Origin of the sequence: Streptomyces sp. NPDC001890 (genome assembly GCF_042891445.1) — a bacterium.
Taxonomy (GTDB): Bacteria; Actinomycetota; Actinomycetes; order Streptomycetales; family Streptomycetaceae; genus Streptomyces.
This window is the reverse complement of record NZ_JBIATE010000001.1, coordinates 336,566-355,018: the sequence shown is the minus strand read 5'-3', so window position 1 is coordinate 355,018 and position 18,453 is coordinate 336,566. Positions and strand designations below refer to the sequence as shown.

Here is an 18,453-nt window from a genome sequence, read left to right as displayed (position 1 = left end):
CCGGCCGGAATCATCCGCCGGGAGGCGAAGAGCAGAAAAATACGCCGGCCCCGGGGCCGGCCCAGGAGAGGGGGAAGCGCCGACATGCCGACCTGCCCGAACGGACACCAGTCGGGTTCCGACGACTGGTGCGAGGTCTGCGGCCATCGCATGACCGGCGCGGGCGCGCCCGCGGGTGCGGTTCCCCCGCCGCCGCCCCCGCCGCCCGCCGCCGGTTACGGCTACCCGCCGGGTCCGGGTTCCGATGCGACCCAGGCCGCCGAGCTCTGCCCGCAGTGCCGCACGCCGCGTGAGGCGATGGCGCCGTTCTGCGAGGAGTGCCGCTGGAACTTCCTCACGAACACCGCGACGTCGTACACGCCGCTGGCCCCGGCCCAGGGCGTTCCCGGCCCGCCGCCCGGCCTCAACCTGCCGCCCGGCTTCCAGGCGCAGCAGCCGCCGGCCCCGCCGCAGCAGCAGCGCGACCCGTTCGAGTACCAGGGTTCGCGGCCCTCGCAGATGAACCGCCCGGCCGAGCCGCTCTCCGCCGAGCGGGGCAACCAGCCCGGCCCGCCGGCCCCCGGTCCGGGCCCGCAGTCGCCCCCGGCCCCCGGACCCGGTCCGCAGTCGCCCCCGCCGCCGTTCCAGCAGGGTCCGCCGCCTCCGCCGTCCTTCCAGCAGCAGTCCGCGCCGCCCGCGCCGTTCCAGCAGCAGTCCGCGCCGCCGCCGTTCCAGCAGCAGTTGGCCCCGCCCGCGCCGTTCCAGCAGCAGTCCGCGCCGCCCGCGTTCCCGCAGCCCGGTCCGCCCGGTCCGCCGGCTCCGCAGCCGCCCGCGCCGCAGCAACAGCAGGGACCGCAGAGCAGCGGCAGCGACGACGACTGGATGCTGTCGCCGCCGTCCCGCACCCAGGGCCCGCAGCAGTCGGCCCCGGCACCGCAGCAGCCGCCGTTCCCGGGGCAGAACCAGAACCAGCCGCCCGCGAGCTGGACCGCGGTCATCGCCCCGGACCGGGAGTACTTCCTGGCGATGATGCAGCGCAGCGGCCCCGAGGCGACCGGGCTGAACCTGCCCGCCTACTCCCCGGAGCAGCAGCTTCCGCTGGCCGGCAACCAGATCACCATCGGTCGCCGCAGGCACAGCACCGGCGAGTCGCCCGACATCGATCTGTCCGTGCCGCCGGAGGACCCGGGCGTCTCGCACCAGCACGCGGTACTGGTGCAGCAGCCGGACGGCGGCTGGGCCGTGGTCGACCAGAACTCCACCAACGGCACCACGCTCAACGGCGCCGAGGACCCGATCCAGCCCTATGTGCCCGTCCCGCTCCAGGACGGCGACAAGGTGCACGTCGGGGCGTGGACGACGATCACGATCCGCCGCGGCTGATCCACGTCGCACGCGTCGCGGAAGCAACAAAGGCCATAGAGGCAACAGAGGTCACACGGTCGGCAGTGGCCAGACGTACGGTCCCTCGGGGTCGTCCAGCCAGGCCCACTGCCGCCCGCCCCTGACCGTGATGCCGAACCTCTCCCGCTCGGGGCGCTTCTCGCGCTCCCAGAGGGAGAGGGCCTCGCGCGGGTCGAGGGAGCCCTCGGTCAGCGCCAGCAGGAACCGGAAGAGGTCGTTGTCGCCGAAGCGCCTCGGCAGCGCGCGGGGGTGCGGGCGCCGGGCGGGCGGCACCGGGCTGCCGCGCAGCGGTACGAAGTAGGCGGCCGTGTGCAGGAACCGGCCCTCGGCGTACTTCCCGTGCGCCGCTTCCCGCACCCGCAGCATGATCAGTCCGGTGGCGAACGGGGCCAGTATCAGGGCGCCCGGTACGCACTGCTCCAGCCAGGACTGCGGTACGCACGGCAGGGTGCAGGTCGCGATGATCCGGTCGTACGGGCTCCGGCGGGGCCAGCCCCGGGTCCCGTCCCCGGTGATCACCGCCGGGTGGTACCCGGCCGCGTCCAGGTGTCGGCGGGCCGACTCGGTGATCTCCGGGTCGAGGTCGACGGTGGTCACGGCGTCGTCGCCGAGCCGGTGGGCGAGCAGCGCCGCGTTGTAGCCGCTGCCCGCGCCGATCTCCAGGACCCGGTGCCCGTCCCGTACGTCCAGCTCTTCGAGCATCCGGGCCATCAGTGAGGGCTGGCTGCTCGACGAGATCAGTTCGCCGTCCTTGATGCGGGTGGCCAGGGCCCCGTCCTCGTATGCCCCGCGCAGCCACTGGGCCCGCCGGACCGGGTCGGGGTCCTCGCACCACAGGCGGTCGTAGCCGCCGGCCACGTAGTAGTAGGGCACGAACAGATGCCGCGGCACCTCCTCGAAGGCGGCCCGCCAGCCCGGGTCGCCCAGCGCCCCGCCGGCCACGATGGAGCGCACCATCGCCCACCGCTCCTCGGCGGCGGCCGCGGCGAACCGGTCGGTGTGCGGTTCCATACCTCCACCTTCCTGCGCCGGGGGCCCGGGGGCCAGGAACCCGGGCCGGTCCTAGGTCCCCGGTCCTCGGCCGGTGCGTCTGCGACGATGGACGGGTGACAGAGAATCCGCACGACACGCTTCAGGAGCAGACCTTCTACGAGCAGGTCGGCGGCGAGGAGACCTTCCGGCGCCTGGTGCACCGCTTCTACCAGGGAGTCGCAGAGGACCCGCTGCTCCGGCCGATGTACCCGGAAGAGGATCTGGGCCCGGCCGAGGACCGGTTCGCGCTGTTCCTGATCCAGTACTGGGGCGGGCCCCGTACCTACAGCGAGCGGCGCGGGCACCCCCGGCTGCGGATGCGGCACGTCCCGTTCCGGGTGGACCGGGCGGCGCACGACGCCTGGCTGGGCCATATGCGGGTGGCCCTGGACGGACTCGGGCTGGCGCCGGAGCACGAGCGGCAGTTGTGGGACTACCTGACCTACGCGGCCGCCTCGATGGTGAACACCCAGGGCTGAGCCCCGCCCCCACCCCCGGCTCCTCACTCCTCCCCCGCCCCAAGAGCGGAATTCGGTCTTCCGACACCGATAAACGGTCACAATCGGATCAAGTACTCACGCAAGCGGTTTCCAAGAGCGCAGGCCCTTGAAAACATCCGTGGAACGCCGGGGGGCGTGTGTGGCGTTGAGGGCCCAGGGGGGCGTGAGTGACGGGGTTCGTCTTTCTCCGGGTACGGGCCCATCGGCTCCTGCTCTCCGCGGCGGTTCTCGCCGTTCTGCTGACCACCTCGGTGCTGGCCGCGCTCACCGCTTTCTCCGGTTCCGTCGGTGACGCGGCGCTCCGCCACGCCCTCACCCACCGTTCGGCGGCCGACGCCTCCCTGGTGATGTCCGCGCAGGTGGCGCCCGCACAGCGGGACGCGGCCGACGCGGTCGCCCGGAAGGCCGCCCGCGAGGCCTTCGACGGGCTTCCGGTGACCGTCCGGACGCTGGAGACGTCGGGGGCGTACGCGCTGCCGCGCGAGCTTCGGGCCCCGGAGGCCCGGGACGGCGAGCCCGACCTCGCCCATTTCGCCTCGCTCGACCGCAGCCGGGTCAGGATCGCCGCGGGCCGCGTCCCGGCGGCGGGCGGCGGGAAGTCCGGTGCACCCGTCCAGGTCGCCCTGCCCCGCCCGGCCGCCAAGGCGCTGAAGCTGAAGCCCGGTTCGCGGTTCACCGTCACCGACCGGCTGACCGACAAGCCGCTGCCCGTCCTGGTCACGGGCGTGTACGAGGTGTCCGACCCGGCCGATCCGTACTGGCAGCTGGACGAACTCGGCGGGCGCGGCGTCCGCAAGGTCGCCTTCACCACCTACGGTCCGCTGCTCACCGACCCTGCCGCGGCGCGCTCCGGACGGCTCAGTCCCGGGACGATGTCCTGGCTGGCGGCCGCCGATTTCCGCACCGTCACCACGGGGCGCATCGACGCACTGCACGGCGCCGCCACCGCCGCTCCGAAGGCGCTGCTGGCCGCCCCCGAGTTCAAGAGCGGTGCCACCGCACGGACTTCGCTCCCCCGGGTGCTGGAGCAGATCGACCGGGCGCTGCTGGTCTCCCGCTCGACGCTGATGATCGTGGCCGTCCAGCTGGTGCTGCTCGCGGGGTACGCGCTGCTGCTGGTGGCCCGGCTGCTGAGCAGCGAGCGCGACGGCGAGACCCGGTTGCTGCGGGCCCGGGGCGGATCGCGCGGCCGCATCACGGCACTCGCCGCGATCGAGGCGCTGCTGCTCGCGCTGCCCGCCGCGCTGGTGGCCCCGCTGCTCGCCGGGCCGCTGACCCGGCTGCTCGCGGGGCGCGGCGCGCTGTCCCGGATCGGGCTGCGGATCGACGGCGGCGCCACCGCCACGGTGTGGCTGGTCGCCGTCGTCACCGCGCTCGCCTGCGCGCTCGCCGTCGTGGCGCCCGCGCTGGCGGCGGGTGCCGCAGAGCGCCGGGCGGGCCGGACCACGGCGCTGCCCGCGCCGCTGCGGGCGGGTGCCGACATCGGCCTGCTGGTGATCGCCGCGGTGGCGTACTGGCAGCTCGACCGGCGGGCCACGGGGGTCGGCGGCGGTGTGCTGAGCGGGGACCGGCAGGGGCGGCTCGGCGTCGATCCGCTGCTGGTCGCGGCTCCCGCCCTGCTGCTGCTCGCGGGCACCGTACTGACGCTGCGGCTGCTGCCGCCCGCGGCCCGGCTCGCGGAGCGCGGCGCGGCGGGCGGCCGGGGGCTGATCGCGGCCCTGTCCGGCTGGCAGTTCAGCCGGCGCCCGCTGCGCAACGCCGGGCCCGTGCTGCTGCTGGTCCTCGCGGTGGCGATGGGCATGCTGGCCGTCGGGCAGCGCGCCTCCTGGGACCGTTCGCAGAGCGACCAGGCGGACTTCAGGGCCGGTGCCTCGCTGCGCGTGATCACCGGCACCGAGGACGATCCGGTGAAGTCGGGCGCGTACACGCGGCTGCCGGGTGTCCGGGACGCGGCGCCCGCGTTCCGCACCACCACCGAACTCTCGGGCAACCGCACCGCCTCGGTGCTCGCCCTGGACACCGCCCATGCCACCGAGCGGATGCTGATCCGCGACGATCTCGGCGACCGGCCGCGGGAGCGGCTGTTCGACCCGCTCGGCCCGCCGAGTGCCGCACGGGCCGGGCTGGTGCTGCCGAGGAAGAGCGAGCGGATCGGGTTCGACGTGCGGATCACGGCGGTCGGGGCGCAGGAGCGGCCGGACGACGAGCCGGCTCTCGCCGTGCTGCTGGAGGACCGCTACGGCCTGCCCTACCGGGTGCCGGCCGGATCCCTGCCCGCCGACGGCCGGGCCCATCCGTTCACCGTCGCGGTGTCGGCCGCGGGTGACCTGGCAGTGACCGGGTTCGAGCTGAGCGGCAACCGGCCGACCGGCCCGAGCGAAACGTACCGGCTCGACGTCGGCGCCCTGCGGACCGTGACGGCCGACGGCACCGAGCGGCCGGTCCCGGTCCCCGCGGGCTTCCGCTGGAACGCCGAACTGACCGGCTCCGGCTCCGGCTCCGAGACGCAGGCCGGCGAACCGGTGGACGCGACGGCCTCCGCGAAGAGCCCGCTGGCCTTCACGTACGACACCGGCTCCGCCCCCGACATGTGGCAATGGACGCCCGCCTACTCCGTACGGGCCACCGTGCCCCGCCCGAAGGCTCCGGCGCCGAAGGCCATCGTCACCGACGCGTATCTGAAGGCCGCCGGGGCGAAGAAGGGACAGCACGTCGATGTCACGCTGGCCGGCGAGACGGTCCGGGTGAAGATCGTGGACTCGGTGCGCCGACTGCCGACCACCGGCGAGGGTTCGGACGGTGCCGGGTCCAAGGACCGGAGCCGCGACGGCGGAGCCGTGCTGCTCGACCTCGGGGCCGTCGGCCAGGTCTTCGCGCAGCGTCCGGGCGCCGTGCTCGACGCCAACGAGTGGTGGCTGAGCACCGCCCCCGGCCGGGCCGCGGAGGCGGCCGCCACGCTGCGGGCGCAGCCGGACACCGATCCGTCCCAGGTCCTGGTGCGGGACGAGATCGCGCGGGAACTGGTCGGCGACCCGCTGGGCGCCGGGCCGCAGTCCGCGCTGCCCGCGGTGGCGGTGGTCGCCGCGGCCCTGGCGGCGGTCGGCTTCGCGGTGAGCGCCGTCGGCGCGCAGCGGGAACGGTCCGGCGAGTTCGCCGTCCTGCGGGCGCTGGGCACCCCGCGCCGCCGGCTGACCAGGATGATCGCCGCCGAGCAGGGCGTGCTGATCGCGATCGCGCTGCTGGTCGGGACCGTGCTCGGGGCGGTGCTGAACCGCGCCGTCGTACCGCTCGTCGTACTGACCGGGCAGGCCACCGCGCCGGTGCCCGGGGTGCTGGTGCAACTGCCGGCCGGGCAGATCGCGGCCCTGCTGGCGGGCGTCGCCGCGCTGCCGCTGCTGATCGTCGTGTCCCTCGCCCTGCGCGGTGCCGACCCCGCGGCCTCACTGCGTGTCCAGGGGGACAACTGACATGACTCCGCGTTCCGTTCGAGACGACCACTCCCATCGGGACGGCGGCTCCCCGCAGGACGGCGGCACCGTCCGGGACCGCGGTTCCGTCCGGGACCGCGGCACCCCCGCCAGTGCGCCCTGGGTCCGCACCCGGCTGCGCACCGCACCCGGCACGGCCTGGGCGCTGGGGCTGCTGGTGCTGCTGACCTCGTTCCTCGCGGCCGCCTTCCCGCGCGCCGTCGAGCGCTACGAGAACGACGGGCTGCGCCACGACATCACCGCCGCCGACCCCCGGCGCAGCGTTCTGGAGCTGAGTGCACCGGAGCCCGAGCTCCAGCTGCCGACGGCGGAGCGCGAGGCGGCCGTCCGCGACGCGGCGCTGGCCTCCGTCCACCGCAAGGCACGGTCCCTGCTGCCCGGCCCGGTGGTGCCGGACACCGTCGATTCCTCGTACGGCTTCCGCACCGGGAAGCCGATCGTCGCGCAGGAGCGCTGGCTGCCGCGGCCGGACCTCGTCGACCCGCAGCTGACCTACTCCACGCTGTCCGCCCTCCCGGACCACGCCACCCTGCGCGCCGGGAAGTGGCCCGCCGTGCACGGCCAGGTCTCCGAGGACACGACCGAGGTGGAGGCCGCGGTCACCGAGGAGACGGCCAAGACCCTGAAGGCGACGACCGGTTCGGTCATCTCCGTACCGGCCCACAGCGGGAAGCGACTGACCGTACGGATCACCGGCATCGTCGCCCCGACCGACCCCCGGTCCGCCTACTGGTCGGCCCAGCCGCTGCTGCGGACCCCGGCCCTGGTCCCCGAACCGGTTCCGTCCCCCCCGACTCTGTCCCCTCCGCGCTACTACTGGACCGCGGCCGTGCTGCTGCCCCCGGACGCCGCGCCCGCGCTGCTCGCCACGACGGGCCGGCCGGAGGCGTTCTGGCGGTTCCCGCCGGACGCCTCCCGCCTCACCGCCCCCGATGTGGCGGGGCTGCGCTCGTCGATCGCCTCCCTGGAGGGCGGCCCCGGGCTGGTACGGCTGCGCGGGGTGGCCGGTGTCAACGCCACCTTTACGACCGGCCTGGACGAGATCCTCACCGGGTACGGATCGCTGCGTACGGCGATCGGCCCGGTCGTCACGGTCGCCGCTGTGGGCGCCGGGGCCGTCGCCGCCGTGGTGCTGCTGATGACCGTCGGGCTGATCGGCGGGCGGCGCCGCGCCGAACTCGCGCTGCTGCGGGCGCGCGGCGGGTCGCTGCGCGGGATCGGCGGCCGGCTGTTGGCCGAGACGGCGGTGATCGCGCTGCCCGCGGCGGTGCTGGGTCTACTGATCGCCGTGTCGCTCCTCGACCGGGCCCGGCTGTGGCCCTCCGTCGTCGGGCCGGCCGCCGTCGCCGCGCTGGTCTGCCTCGCCCTGCCGCTGGGCGCGGTGCTGCCGCACCGCAGGCCGCAGCTGCCCGGGGCCCGCGACGACCTGATGGACGCCCGCCCGTCGCGGCGGCGCACGGTCGCCGAACTCACCGTGCTGGTGCTGGCCGTCGGCGCGGTCGCGGGCCTGCGCCGACGCGGTACGGGAGGCGAGGGCGGAAGCGACCTGCTGGTCAGCGCCGCCCCCGTGCTGGTCGGGCTGATCGCCGCCCTGGTCCTGGTGCGGCTCCTGCCGCTGCCGCTGCGGCTCGCCTCGCGGGCCGTGGCCCGGCGGCGCGGTGCGGTCGGCTTCCTGTCGCTGGCGCGGGCCGGGCGGAGTTCGGCGGGCGGCGCCCTGCCGCTGCTGGCGCTGCTGCTCGCGCTGACCACGGCGGCGTTCGGCGGCTCGGTGCTCGCGGGTGTCGCGGACGCGCGGGACCGGGCGGCTGTGCACACGGTCGGCGCCGACGCCCGGATCAGCGGCATGTACGACGCCGTACCACTGCCGGACCGCCTGATCCGGCAGGTGCGGGAGGCGGACGGGGTGCGGGAGGCGACGGCGGTGCAGGTCGTGTACGGCGTGCCGCTGCCCGCCGACCCGGCCGGGAACAACCGGATGAAGAGCGCCGTCCTGCTGGGTGTCGACCCGGCGGCGTACGCCCGGCTGGCCCGTACGACGGGCCTCGGCCCGTTCCCCGCCGACCGGCTGCGCGCCCCGGGGCGTACGGCTGCGAAGGGGGCTGCCCCGTCGAAGGACGCGGTGGTGCCCGTGATCGTGTCGCCGTCGGTCGCCAGGGAGCTCGGCGACCGGCCGCGCGAGCTGCCCACGGCGGCCGGGGACCTGACGGTGCGGGTGGCGGGCATCCTCCCGCGCACCGCCGCCGTCCCCGACAGCGACTTCCTGATCGTCGACGCCGCCTCGCTCACCCGCCGGCAGACCACCACCCTGCTGGTCACCGGCGACTCCCCGGACGCGAAGGCGCTGCGGGCGGCGGCCGAGGACGCGGGCCAGGGCTTCTCCGTACGGCTGCGCTCCGAGGAACGCGCGGCGTTCGTCGACGCCCCCATGCAGCTGGGCGCCCGGGGGATCTACGCGGCGGCGATCGCGGCCGGTGCGGGCTACGCCCTGCTCGCCGTCCTGCTGTCGCTGCTGCGGACCGCGCCGGAGCGCACGGCCCTGCTGGCCCGGCTGCGGACCATGGGGCTCACCTCCCGGCAGGGCAGGCGGCTGCTCGGCCTCGAAGCGCTGCCGCAGGCGCTGCTGGCGGCCGTCGGCGGGGTGCTCGTCGGCTGGACGACGATCGCGCTGCTGGCACCGGGCGTCGACCTGGTGGGCCTGTCGCTCTCCGCCGGGCCCACCCCCACCGCACTCGACACCGCCGTGCTGCGGGCCGACCCGTGGTCGCTGACGCTCCCGGCGCTCGGCGTGGTCGTCCTCACCGCCGCGGTGACCGCCGTCCAGGCCCGGTGGGCCGGCCGTCGCGGACCGAACACCGAACTCAGGGCAGGAGACCCCCGATGACGCCGACATCGGCCGACACCACACTCGCCGAGCTCGAACAGCGCGCCACCGCGCGCCGCGACCGGCCCTCGTACGGGCACGACGCGCTGATCGCCTGCGACCGGCTGGTCCGCATCTTCTCGGCGGACGGGGTGGAGGTGCAGGCCCTGCAGGGACTGGATCTCCTGGTCACCGAGGGCGAGTTGATGGCCCTGGTCGGCGCGTCGGGCAGCGGCAAGTCGACCCTGATGAACATCCTGGCGGGGCTCGACGTGCCGACGGCCGGGTCGGCGAAGGTCGCGGGCTGCGACCTGCTGTCGATGGGGCCGAAGGAACGGCTCCGCTACCGGCGGGACGTCGTCGGGTTCGTCTGGCAGCAGACCGCCCGCAACCTGCTCCCGTACCTCACCGCCGTCCAGAACGTCACCCTGCCGATGCAGCTGCGCGGCCGGGGCCGGATCCGGGGCGCCGAACGGGCCGCCCGCGCCGAGTCGCTGCTTCGCATCCTGGAGGTCGAGGACTGCCGCGACCGGCGCCCGCAACAGCTCTCCGGCGGCCAGCAGCAGCGGGTGGCGATCGCGGTCGCGCTCGCCAACAACCCGTCGGTGCTGCTCGCCGACGAACCGACCGGCGAGCTCGACTCGGCCACCGGCGAGCAGGTCTTCGCGGCCTTCCGCCGCGCCAACGAGGAGCTCGGCACCACGATCGTGATCGTCACGCACGACCAGGCGGTGGCCGACGAGGTCCGCCGCACGGTCGCCATCCGGGACGGCCGTACGTCCTCCGAGGTGCTGCGCCGCACCGAGGTCGACGCCGCCACGGGCCTGGAGTCCCAGGTGGCCCGGGAGTACGCGATGCTCGACCGCGCGGGCCGGCTGCAACTGCCCGCCGACTACACGGAGGCGCTCGGGATGGAGCACCGGGTGATGCTGGAGCTGGAGCGCGACCACATCGGGGTCTGGCCGGACGACCAACCGCGCCCATGACGGGTGTTGGTGGTGCTGGCCCCAGGCCGCTTCGGCCGGGTGGCCCGATGTTCCCGCGCCGCGTACGCCCATAGCGTCGTGCGGGAGTCATCCACCTGATCCCGAGGAGCACCATGCGCGTCGCCACGTCGGCCGCCGTTGGCCTGGGCCTGACCTGTTTACTCGCGGGCGGCATGCCCGCATCGGCCACCCCCGCCGCACCCGCCGCACCCGCACATCAGCGGCTCGTCTGGGGCCCCTGCTCACCGCAGCAGAAGGAGCTGAACGAGGCGGGTGCGCAGTGCACGGAGGTGACCGTCCCGCTCGACTACTCCGACCCCGGCGGCCGGACCATCCGGATCGCCGTCTCCCGTATCAAGGCCACCGCGAAGCACGGGCAGCGGCGGGGCGTCCTGCTGTCGAACCCGGGCGGTCCGGGCGGCACCGGACTCGCCAACACCCTGTACCTGCGTCCCGCGTTGAAGGACGCCGCCGACCGCTACGACCTGATCGGCTTCGATCCCCGCTTCCTCGGCGAGTCCACCCCCGTCGCCTGCGACCCGGCCGCCCCGGCGCCCGCGCCCGGCCCGGTCACGACCCGTCGCGAGGACTTCGAGCGGTCGGTACGATCCGCCCGCGACACCGCACGCCGCTGCCAGGAGCACGGGGACAACGCCCGGCTCCTCCCCCACGCCACGTCCCGGAACGTCGCCCGCGACATGGACGCGATCCGCGCGGCACTGGGTGAGCGCAGACTGTCGTACTACGGCGTCTCGTACGGCGCCGATCTGGGCGCCGTCTACACCCAGATGTTCCCGCGCCGCGCCGACCGCGTCGTCATCGACTCCTCCACCGACCCGTCGGCCGGTCAGTACGAACTCTTCCAGCGGGCGGGCAGACCGCTCGAAGAGGCGCTGGACGCCTGGGCCGGCTGGACCGCCCGGCACGACGGCACCTACCGGCTCGGCGACACGCCCGCCCGTGTGCGGTCGAGCGTCCAACGGCTGCTCGACGGGGCCGAGCGGCGCCCGGTGACCGTCTCCGGCGTCCGGCTCGACGCGCCGCTGCTGCGGCTGGTGCTGCGGCAGCTCATCCAGCACGAGGAGTACGACCCGGCGCTCGCCGCCACGGTGCGGGACCTGGCCGACGCCGCGGCGGGCAGGCCGGTCGAGCCCGGCCCGGAGCTCGCCGCCATGCTGGAGCTGCTCGCCTCGCCCGAACTGACGGACAGCATGCTGGGCGGGGCCCTCTTCATGTGCGGCGACAGCGGCTGGCCGGCCGGCGGCTGGCCGCGGGACCCGGAGACGTACTGGAAGAACATGGAGGCCGTCCGCGCCACCCAGCCCGTCTTCGGCCCCCTCGTCAACAGCATGATCGCCCCGTGCGCGTTCTGGACGAGCACGTCCCGCGAGCCCGCCACGGTGATCGGCAACGACGTACCCGTCCTGATGCTCCAGGCCCGGCGCGACAACAACGTCCCGTACGAAGGGGCGTTGGCCCTGCACCGCCGCCTGACCGGCTCCCGGCTGGTGACGGCGGACATCCGCTCGCACGGGGTGTACGGGCGCGGACTCGGCGGTCTCACTCCCGTCCCCTGCGCCGACCGAGCCGTCGACGACTACCTGCGCGACGGCACGCTCCCCGCCGCCGACCTGACCTGCCCGCGCACCGGGGAGGACCGGTGATCAGCAGACGTACGGGCCTGGCGGCCACGGCGGCGGCCCTGCTCACCGGGGCATCCGGCCCCTCTGCGACGGCCGCGCCCCGCCACCGTCCCGGGCTCGGCAAGCGTCTCCAGGAGGACGTGGACGCGATCGTGGCCACCGGCGCCACCGGCGTACTGGCCGAGGTCCAGAGCGCCCGCGGCCGCACCACGGCCCGCGCCGGTTTTGCCGACCCGGCAGCCGGGCCCCACCCCGTCCCCCGGGACGCCTACTACCGGATCGGCAGCGACACCAAGACCTTCACGGCCACGCTCGCCCTCCAACTGGTGGGCGAGGGACGGCTCGCGCTCACGGACACCGTCGAGCGGTGGCTGCCCGGCGCGGTCCGGGGCAACGGCAACGACGGCCGCAGGATCACGGTCGCCGACCTGCTGCGCCAGACCAGCGGCCTGAACGACTACCTGGCCGTCTCGCCCGACGCGGCCGACGCGTTCACCCCGGCCGGGTACCTCCGTTCCCGGTTTCGCACCACCACCCCCGAGGACCAGCTGAAGGCAGCCCTGAGCCGACCGCCCCTGTGGGTGCCGGACGCCGGAGCGCCGGTCCCTGGGCGGCGCTGGGGCTACTCCAACACCAACTACGTGGTGGCGGGCCTGATCATCGAGCGGGTGACCGGCAACTCCTGGGCCCGGGAGATCCACGACCGGATCGTCGAACCCCTGGGTCTGCGCCACACCTTCACCCCGGGCACCTCCCCGTACCTGCCCCGGCCCTCGGCCACCGCGCACACCTGGTTCCCCGGCCGCACCCGGCCGACCGACACGACGCTGGCCTCCGGCGGCGGGGCGGACGGCTCCGTCATCAGCACGACCCACGACCACGGGGTCTTCCTGCGCGCCCTGATGAGCGGCCGGCTGCTGCGCCCGGCCGAGCTGGCTGCGATGAAGGAGACGGTCGTGGCCGAGGACTGGATCGCGGCGCCGGGAGTCCGTTACGGGCTGGGCATCGCCTGGCGCCCGGTGGCCGGGAGCGACGGCGGGATCTGGTTCCACGGCGGAACCCATCTGGGGATCGTCTCCGAGAGCGGGGTGACACCGGACGGCTCACGGGCCGCGACCAGCGCCACGTTCACCCTGCGGATGGGCGACCCGGCCCAGGACGCCCAGGACGCGGCCGCGCGGCGGCTGGTGGACAGGGCCCTGACCGGCTAGACCCGGTCGCTCAGCTTGTGCCCACCGACAGGTTGAGCGAGCCGAGCCCGCTGCCCGGGCCGCGCAGGGCGATCGAGCCGAACGGGGTGCGCAGCCGGAGCCAGGACCCGGCCGTGAGCAGGGCGACGGGAAAGTCCGGCGCGGGGCGGAGGAATCCCAGCGACTGGGCGGCGTGGACGGCCCGCAGCGGAAGCCCGGTACCGGCGACCGTGCGCGACCAGATCTCGCGGCCGATCAGGTCCCGCTCCGCCCGGGTACGGCGCTCCTCGGGCAACGCCTCGTCGCGGGAGCGGAACTCCGCCACCGCGGCGGTGACCGCCGCGCGCAGGGAGACCGGGTCGGGCAGGCCCGGCAGTTCGCGCCAGCCGCCGCGGGGCGGGAGGACCCCCGTCCACGGCGGTCCGGTGACGGGTGCCGGGACGGCGCCGGTACCGGTGGACTCCCCGAGGGATTCGAGGAGTTCACCGGCGGACACCGTGACGTCGAAGCCGTCGTCCGGCCCGGCCAGCCGCGCCGTCCGGATCGCCAGGACCTCGAACGACGGCGGCCTGCCGAACACGGCCAGCGCACCGCCGCCCGCCTGCATCCGCACCGCGGCGGCCCGGTCGTAGTGGAGCAGCCGGCCGAGGAAGGCCGCGAGATCCGCGGCCTCCCTCGGGTCGGCGAACTCCAGCGACCGTACGGGCACCGTCATGCTGCGGCAGGCTCCTCGGCCAGGTACTGCTGGAGGAAGAGCTTCTCCTCGGCGGAGATCCGCCGGGGCCGCTCCTCCGCCAGGTCGTACGGAACGACGACGGTCGAGGCCCGGACGTACACCTGGTCCGGGTCCTTGATCTCGTACGCGATCGTCAGCGACGCGGCGCCGATCTTCGTGACCCACGACTCGACGGTCACCGGCTCGTGCCGGTGGACCAGCGGCCGTACGTAGTCGATCTCGTGCCGGGCCACGACGGAGCCGCCCGCGAAGGACGGCGAACCGTCCCCCGGCGCCAGCCGGAACATGAAGTCGATGCGCGCCTCCTCCAGGTAGCGGAGGAAGACCACGTTGTTCACATGGCCGAAGGCGTCCATGTCCGACCAGCGCAGCGGGCAGTTGTAGATGTGACGAGCCAAGACGATCAGCCTCGCGTGAGCTTCTTGTACGTGGCACGGTGCGGGCGGGCCGCGTCCGCGCCGAGGCGCTCGACCTTGTTCTTCTCGTACGACTCGAAGTTGCCCTCGAACCAGTACCACTTGGAGTCGCCCTCGTACGCCAGGATGTGCGTGGCGACGCGGTCCAGGAACCAGCGGTCGTGGGAGATGACCACCGCGGCGCCCGGGAACTCCAGGAGGGCGTTCTCCAGCGAGGACAGGGTCTCGACGTCGAGGTCGTTGGTGGGCTCGTCGAGGAGCAGCAGGTTACCGCCCTCCTTGAGCGTCAGCGCCAGGTTGAGGCGGTTGCGCTCACCACCGGAGAGGACACCCGCCGGCTTCTGCTGGTCCGGGCCCTTGAAGCCGAACGCGGAGACGTACGCCCGCGAGGGCATCTCGACCTGGCCGACGTTGATGTAGTCCAGCTCGTCCGAGACGACGGCCCAGAGGGTCTTCTTCGGGTCGATGTTGGCGCGGGACTGGTCGACGTAGGAGATCTTGACCGTGTCACCGATCTTGACCGAGCCGGTGTCGGGGGTCTCCAGGCCCTGGATCATCTTGAACAGCGTGGTCTTGCCCGCGCCGTTCGGACCGATGACGCCGACGATGCCGTTGCGCGGCAGCGTGAACGACAGGTCGTCGATGAGGACCTTGTCGCCGAAGGCCTTCGAGAGGTTCTCGACCTCGACGACGATGGAACCGAGCCGCGGGCCCGGCGGGATCTGGATCTCCTCGAAGTCCAGCTTCCGCATCTTGTCCGCCTCGGCCGCCATCTCCTCGTAACGGGCGAGTCGGGCCTTGGACTTGGTCTGCCGGCCCTTGGCGTTGGAGCGGACCCACTCCAGCTCTTCCTTGAGCCTCTTGGCGCGCTTCTCGTCCTTGCGGCCCTCGACCTTGAGGCGGGCGGCCTTCTTGTCGAGGTACGTGGAGTAGTTGCCCTCGTACGGCAGGGCGCGGCCGCGGTCGAGTTCGAGGATCCACTCGGCGACGTTGTTCAGGAAGTAACGGTCGTGCGTGACGGCGACGACGGCGCCGGAGTACTTCGAGAGGTGCTGCTCCAGCCAGTTCACCGACTCGGCGTCGAGGTGGTTGGTGGGCTCGTCGAGGAGCAGCAGGTCGGGGGCCTCGATCAGCAGCTTGCAGAGCGCGACGCGGCGCTTCTCGCCACCGGAGAGGTTGACGACCGGCCAGTCGCCGGGCGGGCAGCCCAGGGCGTCCATGGCCTGCTCCAGCTGGGCGTCCAGGTCCCACGCGTTGGCGTGGTCCAGGTCCTCCTGGAGCTTGCCCATCTCCTCCATCAGCGCGTCGGAGTAGTCCGTCGCCATGAGCTCGGCGACCTCGTTGAAGCGCTTGAGCTTGCCCATGATCTCGGCGGCGCCGTCCTGGACGTTCTCCAGGACCGTCTTCGCCTCGTCGAGGTGCGGCTCCTGCATGAGGATGCCGACGCTGAAACCGGGCGACAGGAACGCGTCACCATTGGACGGCTGCTCCAGGCCCGCCATGATCTTCAGCACCGTGGACTTACCGGCGCCGTTGGGGCCCACCACACCGATCTTCGCCCCGGGCAGGAAGTTCAGATTGACGTCATCAAGGATCACCTTGTCGCCGTGCGCCTTGCGCGTCTTGCGCATGGTGTAGATGTACTCAGCCAAGAGAAACCGTCCGGCAATCGATGTGTGGGCAGATACACCCCATCTTGCCTGACGTCCATCCCCGGATGGAAACCCGCCCGGTCCACGAGACACCCCGTCCCGGCCCCCGGAGCGTGCGGGCGGCCGCCGCCGGGCATGAGAGGGCCCCGGTACGCGTCGGCGTACCGGGGCCCTCATCAGCGAACGTGACAGTCCGCCCCCTGTTCGTCACTCCGCAATCAAAGGTGCGGCGCGACGGTGCGGAATCACTGTGCGGAGGTCTGCGTCTTCCGCTTGCGCAGGAGGAAGACCGCGCCGCCGCCGACGACGACGAGGGCGATCGCGACGCCCGCGATGACCGGGGTGGCGCTGGAGCCACCGGTCTCGGCGAGGTCACCCGAGCCGCCGGTGGTGGAGCTGCCGCCGGACGTGGCCGGAGCGGGCTTGTCGCCGCCGGTCTGGGTGTCGGTGCCGCCGCTGGCGCTGCCGCTGGTCTTGCAGTCCAGGACGCCCTTGAACGTCTTGGAGAAGCCGCCGGGGCCGGTGATCGTGAAGTCGTACGCCTGGTCCTCGGCGACCGGTACGGTGACCGTCTGGGACTTGCCCGCCTCGATGGTGTGCTTCGCGCCGGCCAGCTCGAAGGTGAATGCCTCGTCGCCCGTGTTGGCGGCGGTGACGTCCACGCCGCCCTTGGCGCAGTTCTTCTTCGCCGTGACGGCCGGGATGGCGCCCTTCTTGGCCCAGGTGCCGGTGGCGGTCGCGGAGACCGTGGACTCGCTGGAGCCGGCCAGGATCATGGTCTGGCTCTTGGTGACACCGGCGAACGCCCGGCCGACCGGCACCGAGGTGGTGGCCTGGACCGTCAGCGAGGCGGAGCCGTCGGCGGTGCCCTCGGGCACGTCGAAGTAGAGCTCGGCGCCGTTGGCCGCGGCGGTGACGGGCTTGCCGGCCTTGTCGGTGACCTTGACGCCGGTGGCGGCGTCGGCGGGCGGGGTCACGGTGACCTGGCCGGCGTTGGTGTGGACGGTGACCGGGCCGAGCCGCTCACCGGACTTGCCGGAGACCGCGGCCGGGTCCAGGGCGAGGGACGCCTTGGGCTCGGCCTGGTCGACGGCGTTGCTCTCCAGCCAGTCGGCCAGCTTCTCGGCCTGACCGTCGGTCGCGTCGACCTTCACGTTGTCCGAGTAGCGCCAGATGGCGACCTGGGTGCCCGCCGCCGCGGTCTTCTCGGTGAGCGGGCCGGTGCCGGCCTCCTTGGCGAGCGCCGCGAGGTCGTCGACCTGCGGGTAGGAGTGCTCCAGGATCCAGCGGATCTTGCCGGCGTTCTTGTTGCTGCCGAGCGAGGTCTGGTTCCAGGGGGTCTCCAGGTACTTCGCCTGGTCCTGGGTGGGGTTGTGGATGTCGATGCAGTACGTCTTGAGCTTGCCGCCGCCGTCGACGGTCATCTCGAAGAGACCGGCGGGCAGCTGCTGGTCCTTGCCGCCCGTGTGCAGCACGGCGCGGTCGAAGGTCTTCAACCCGTCCAGTACCGCGGCCGCGCCGCCCTGATGCTGCGGTGCCTCGTCGGCGACCGCGCCGCCCGCGCCGACGAGGGCGCCTGCCATGACCAGACCGGATGCCACCACCGATGCGGCCAGCCGGGCTATGCCGCGCCGCCTCGGAGAATTGGCCGTCGCCCCCGAGGACGACGAAACGGTCGCTGAAGAAGCAGAAAACACAGAATTCCCCTCCGGGCGGGGCCCTCCGCGCCTGATGCGCGTGTGGGGATTGCCCCGCCAGTCGACTCAAGTGCCCCGTGAGTACTGGGGAATCCTAAGGAGGAAGCGATGAACAGTCCCCCGTCATACCGTCGTACAACCATTCCGAATCGGAATCGTTATCGCCGGTATCACCGGCGTTCGCCTCCCGGGCCCGTTCCCTACCCGTTCCCTGCCTGTTTCCGGCCTGCTCCTGGCCCGTATCTCACCTTGCTCCCGGGCCGCTCCAGCCCCCTCATGACACCGACGCGAGTTCCTTGACGGCTTTCTGACGGTCCGTCGACCGCTTGCGCCGGGAGCCGTCCGGTCCTCCGGACCCGTCGGGGCCGCCCGGTCCGGCGGCCTCCCCCGGCTCCGCCGGCACACCCGACGCGTCCACAGCCTCCACCCGTGCCGTCAGCGCGGGTTCGCCCCTCGTCACCCGCCGGAACGCCGCCGTCCCCCGCGTCAGATCGTGGCCCACCGCGACCGCCTCGATGTCCACGAACGTCCTGTGCTGCCCCTCCCGTTCCTCCTCGCGCACCTTCAGCCGGCCGTGCACGACGAGTGGTTCCCCGACGGAAACGGAACCAGCCAGATTCAAAGCCAGAGTGCGCCAGGCCCACACCGTGTAAAAGCTGGTGTGCCCGTCCGTCCAGAGCTGTTTCTCGCGGTCCCAGCGGCGCGGCGTCACCGCGAACCGGAATCGCGCCATTCCGCCGGTCGCGGTCTCCCGGAACTCCACGCCCGTAGCCGCGTTGCCCACCAATGTCACCAAGGTGTCGTTCATGACTCCGCCTCCCCTTCGGCCTTCGGAACAGCGATCGCGTCCACGCGGTCACTGATCCCAGG

13 protein-coding genes are annotated in these 18,453 nt (G+C 73.5%); 7 read left to right on the top strand and 6 right to left on the bottom strand.

Features of this window, described 5'->3' with window-relative positions; translation table 11 throughout:
* Positions 1-84: 84 nt before the first annotated feature.
* Positions 85-1,362, top strand: coding sequence for an FHA domain-containing protein (locus ACFYY1_RS01530; protein WP_388579361.1), 1,278 nt, complete (start codon positions 85-87; stop codon positions 1,360-1,362).
* A 51-nt stretch (positions 1,363-1,413) separates the two neighbouring features.
* Here the strand turns inward: ACFYY1_RS01530 and ACFYY1_RS01525 are convergent, their stop codons facing one another.
* Positions 1,414-2,394: a methyltransferase domain-containing protein gene (locus ACFYY1_RS01525; protein WP_388579359.1), complete on the bottom strand. Its 981-nt coding sequence runs from the start codon at positions 2,392-2,394 to the stop codon at positions 1,414-1,416.
* Between the two features lie 95 nt (positions 2,395-2,489).
* Here ACFYY1_RS01525 and ACFYY1_RS01520 point away from each other — a divergent pair, with 95 nt between their 5' ends.
* The 6 genes from ACFYY1_RS01520 to ACFYY1_RS01495 all read left to right on the top strand — a co-directional run bounded on the left by ACFYY1_RS01520 (position 2,490) and on the right by ACFYY1_RS01495 (position 13,103).
* Positions 2,490-2,894, top strand: coding sequence for a globin (locus tag ACFYY1_RS01520; protein WP_388579356.1), 405 nt, complete (start codon positions 2,490-2,492; stop codon positions 2,892-2,894).
* Between the two features lie 188 nt (positions 2,895-3,082).
* Positions 3,083-6,382 carry an FtsX-like permease family protein gene (locus tag ACFYY1_RS01515; protein ID WP_388579353.1) on the top strand — a complete coding sequence of 1,100 codons (3,300 nt, stop codon included), beginning with the start codon at positions 3,083-3,085 and terminating at the stop codon, positions 6,380-6,382.
* A gap of 1 nt (position 6,383) precedes the next feature.
* Positions 6,384-9,284: an FtsX-like permease family protein gene (locus ACFYY1_RS01510; RefSeq protein WP_388579352.1), complete on the top strand. Its 2,901-nt coding sequence runs from the start codon at positions 6,384-6,386 to the stop codon at positions 9,282-9,284.
* Positions 9,281-10,249, top strand: a complete 969-nt coding sequence (locus tag ACFYY1_RS01505; RefSeq protein WP_388579349.1) for an ABC transporter ATP-binding protein — start codon at positions 9,281-9,283, stop codon at positions 10,247-10,249. The genes ACFYY1_RS01510 and ACFYY1_RS01505 overlap by 4 nt, the downstream gene beginning before the upstream one ends.
* A 113-nt stretch (positions 10,250-10,362) precedes the next feature.
* Positions 10,363-11,913, top strand: coding sequence for an alpha/beta hydrolase (locus ACFYY1_RS01500; protein WP_388579347.1), 1,551 nt, complete (start codon positions 10,363-10,365; stop codon positions 11,911-11,913).
* The gene (locus ACFYY1_RS01495; protein WP_388579344.1) at positions 11,910-13,103 is read left to right on the top strand and encodes a serine hydrolase domain-containing protein; all 1,194 of its coding nucleotides are present in this window, start codon (positions 11,910-11,912) and stop codon (positions 13,101-13,103) included. Before ACFYY1_RS01500 ends, ACFYY1_RS01495 begins: the two co-directional genes overlap by 4 nt.
* Before the next feature lie 10 nt (positions 13,104-13,113).
* Here the strand turns inward: ACFYY1_RS01495 and ACFYY1_RS01490 are convergent, their stop codons facing one another.
* The 5 genes from ACFYY1_RS01490 to ACFYY1_RS01470 all read right to left on the bottom strand — a co-directional run bounded on the left by ACFYY1_RS01490 (position 13,114) and on the right by ACFYY1_RS01470 (position 18,391).
* A complete protein-coding gene (locus ACFYY1_RS01490; RefSeq protein WP_388579343.1) occupies positions 13,114-13,797 on the bottom strand; it encodes a hypothetical protein in 684 nt (227 codons plus the stop codon).
* The gene (locus ACFYY1_RS01485; RefSeq protein WP_124717647.1) at positions 13,794-14,216 is read right to left on the bottom strand and encodes a thioesterase family protein; all 423 of its coding nucleotides are present in this window, start codon (positions 14,214-14,216) and stop codon (positions 13,794-13,796) included. Before ACFYY1_RS01485 ends, ACFYY1_RS01490 begins: the two co-directional genes overlap by 4 nt.
* A 5-nt stretch (positions 14,217-14,221) precedes the next feature.
* On the bottom strand, positions 14,222-15,886 hold the full coding sequence (ettA, locus tag ACFYY1_RS01480) for an energy-dependent translational throttle protein EttA (protein ID WP_388579339.1): 1,665 nt from the start codon (positions 15,884-15,886) through the stop codon (positions 14,222-14,224).
* A gap of 245 nt (positions 15,887-16,131) precedes the next feature.
* Complete coding sequence (locus tag ACFYY1_RS01475) at positions 16,132-17,583, bottom strand: LAETG motif-containing sortase-dependent surface protein (protein ID WP_388579336.1); 1,452 nt, start codon at positions 17,581-17,583, stop codon at positions 16,132-16,134.
* A gap of 274 nt (positions 17,584-17,857) precedes the next feature.
* On the bottom strand, positions 17,858-18,391 hold the full coding sequence (locus ACFYY1_RS01470) for a single-stranded DNA-binding protein (protein ID WP_388579334.1): 534 nt from the start codon (positions 18,389-18,391) through the stop codon (positions 17,858-17,860).
* Between the last annotated feature and the right edge of the window lie 62 nt (positions 18,392-18,453).

Coding starts and splice junctions, on each gene's coding strand:
- ACFYY1_RS01500 (WP_388579347.1), top strand. CDS start 10,363: ATGCGCGTCGCCACGTCGGCCGCCGTTGGCCTGGGCCTGACCTGTTTA.
- ACFYY1_RS01490 (WP_388579343.1), bottom strand. CDS start 13,797: ATGACGGTGCCCGTACGGTCGCTGGAGTTCGCCGACCCGAGGGAGGCC.
- ACFYY1_RS01530 (WP_388579361.1), top strand. CDS start 85: ATGCCGACCTGCCCGAACGGACACCAGTCGGGTTCCGACGACTGGTGC.
- ACFYY1_RS01510 (WP_388579352.1), top strand. CDS start 6,384: ATGACTCCGCGTTCCGTTCGAGACGACCACTCCCATCGGGACGGCGGC.
- ACFYY1_RS01525 (WP_388579359.1), bottom strand. CDS start 2,394: ATGGAACCGCACACCGACCGGTTCGCCGCGGCCGCCGCCGAGGAGCGG.
- ACFYY1_RS01505 (WP_388579349.1), top strand. CDS start 9,281: ATGACGCCGACATCGGCCGACACCACACTCGCCGAGCTCGAACAGCGC.
- ACFYY1_RS01470 (WP_388579334.1), bottom strand. CDS start 18,391: ATGAACGACACCTTGGTGACATTGGTGGGCAACGCGGCTACGGGCGTG.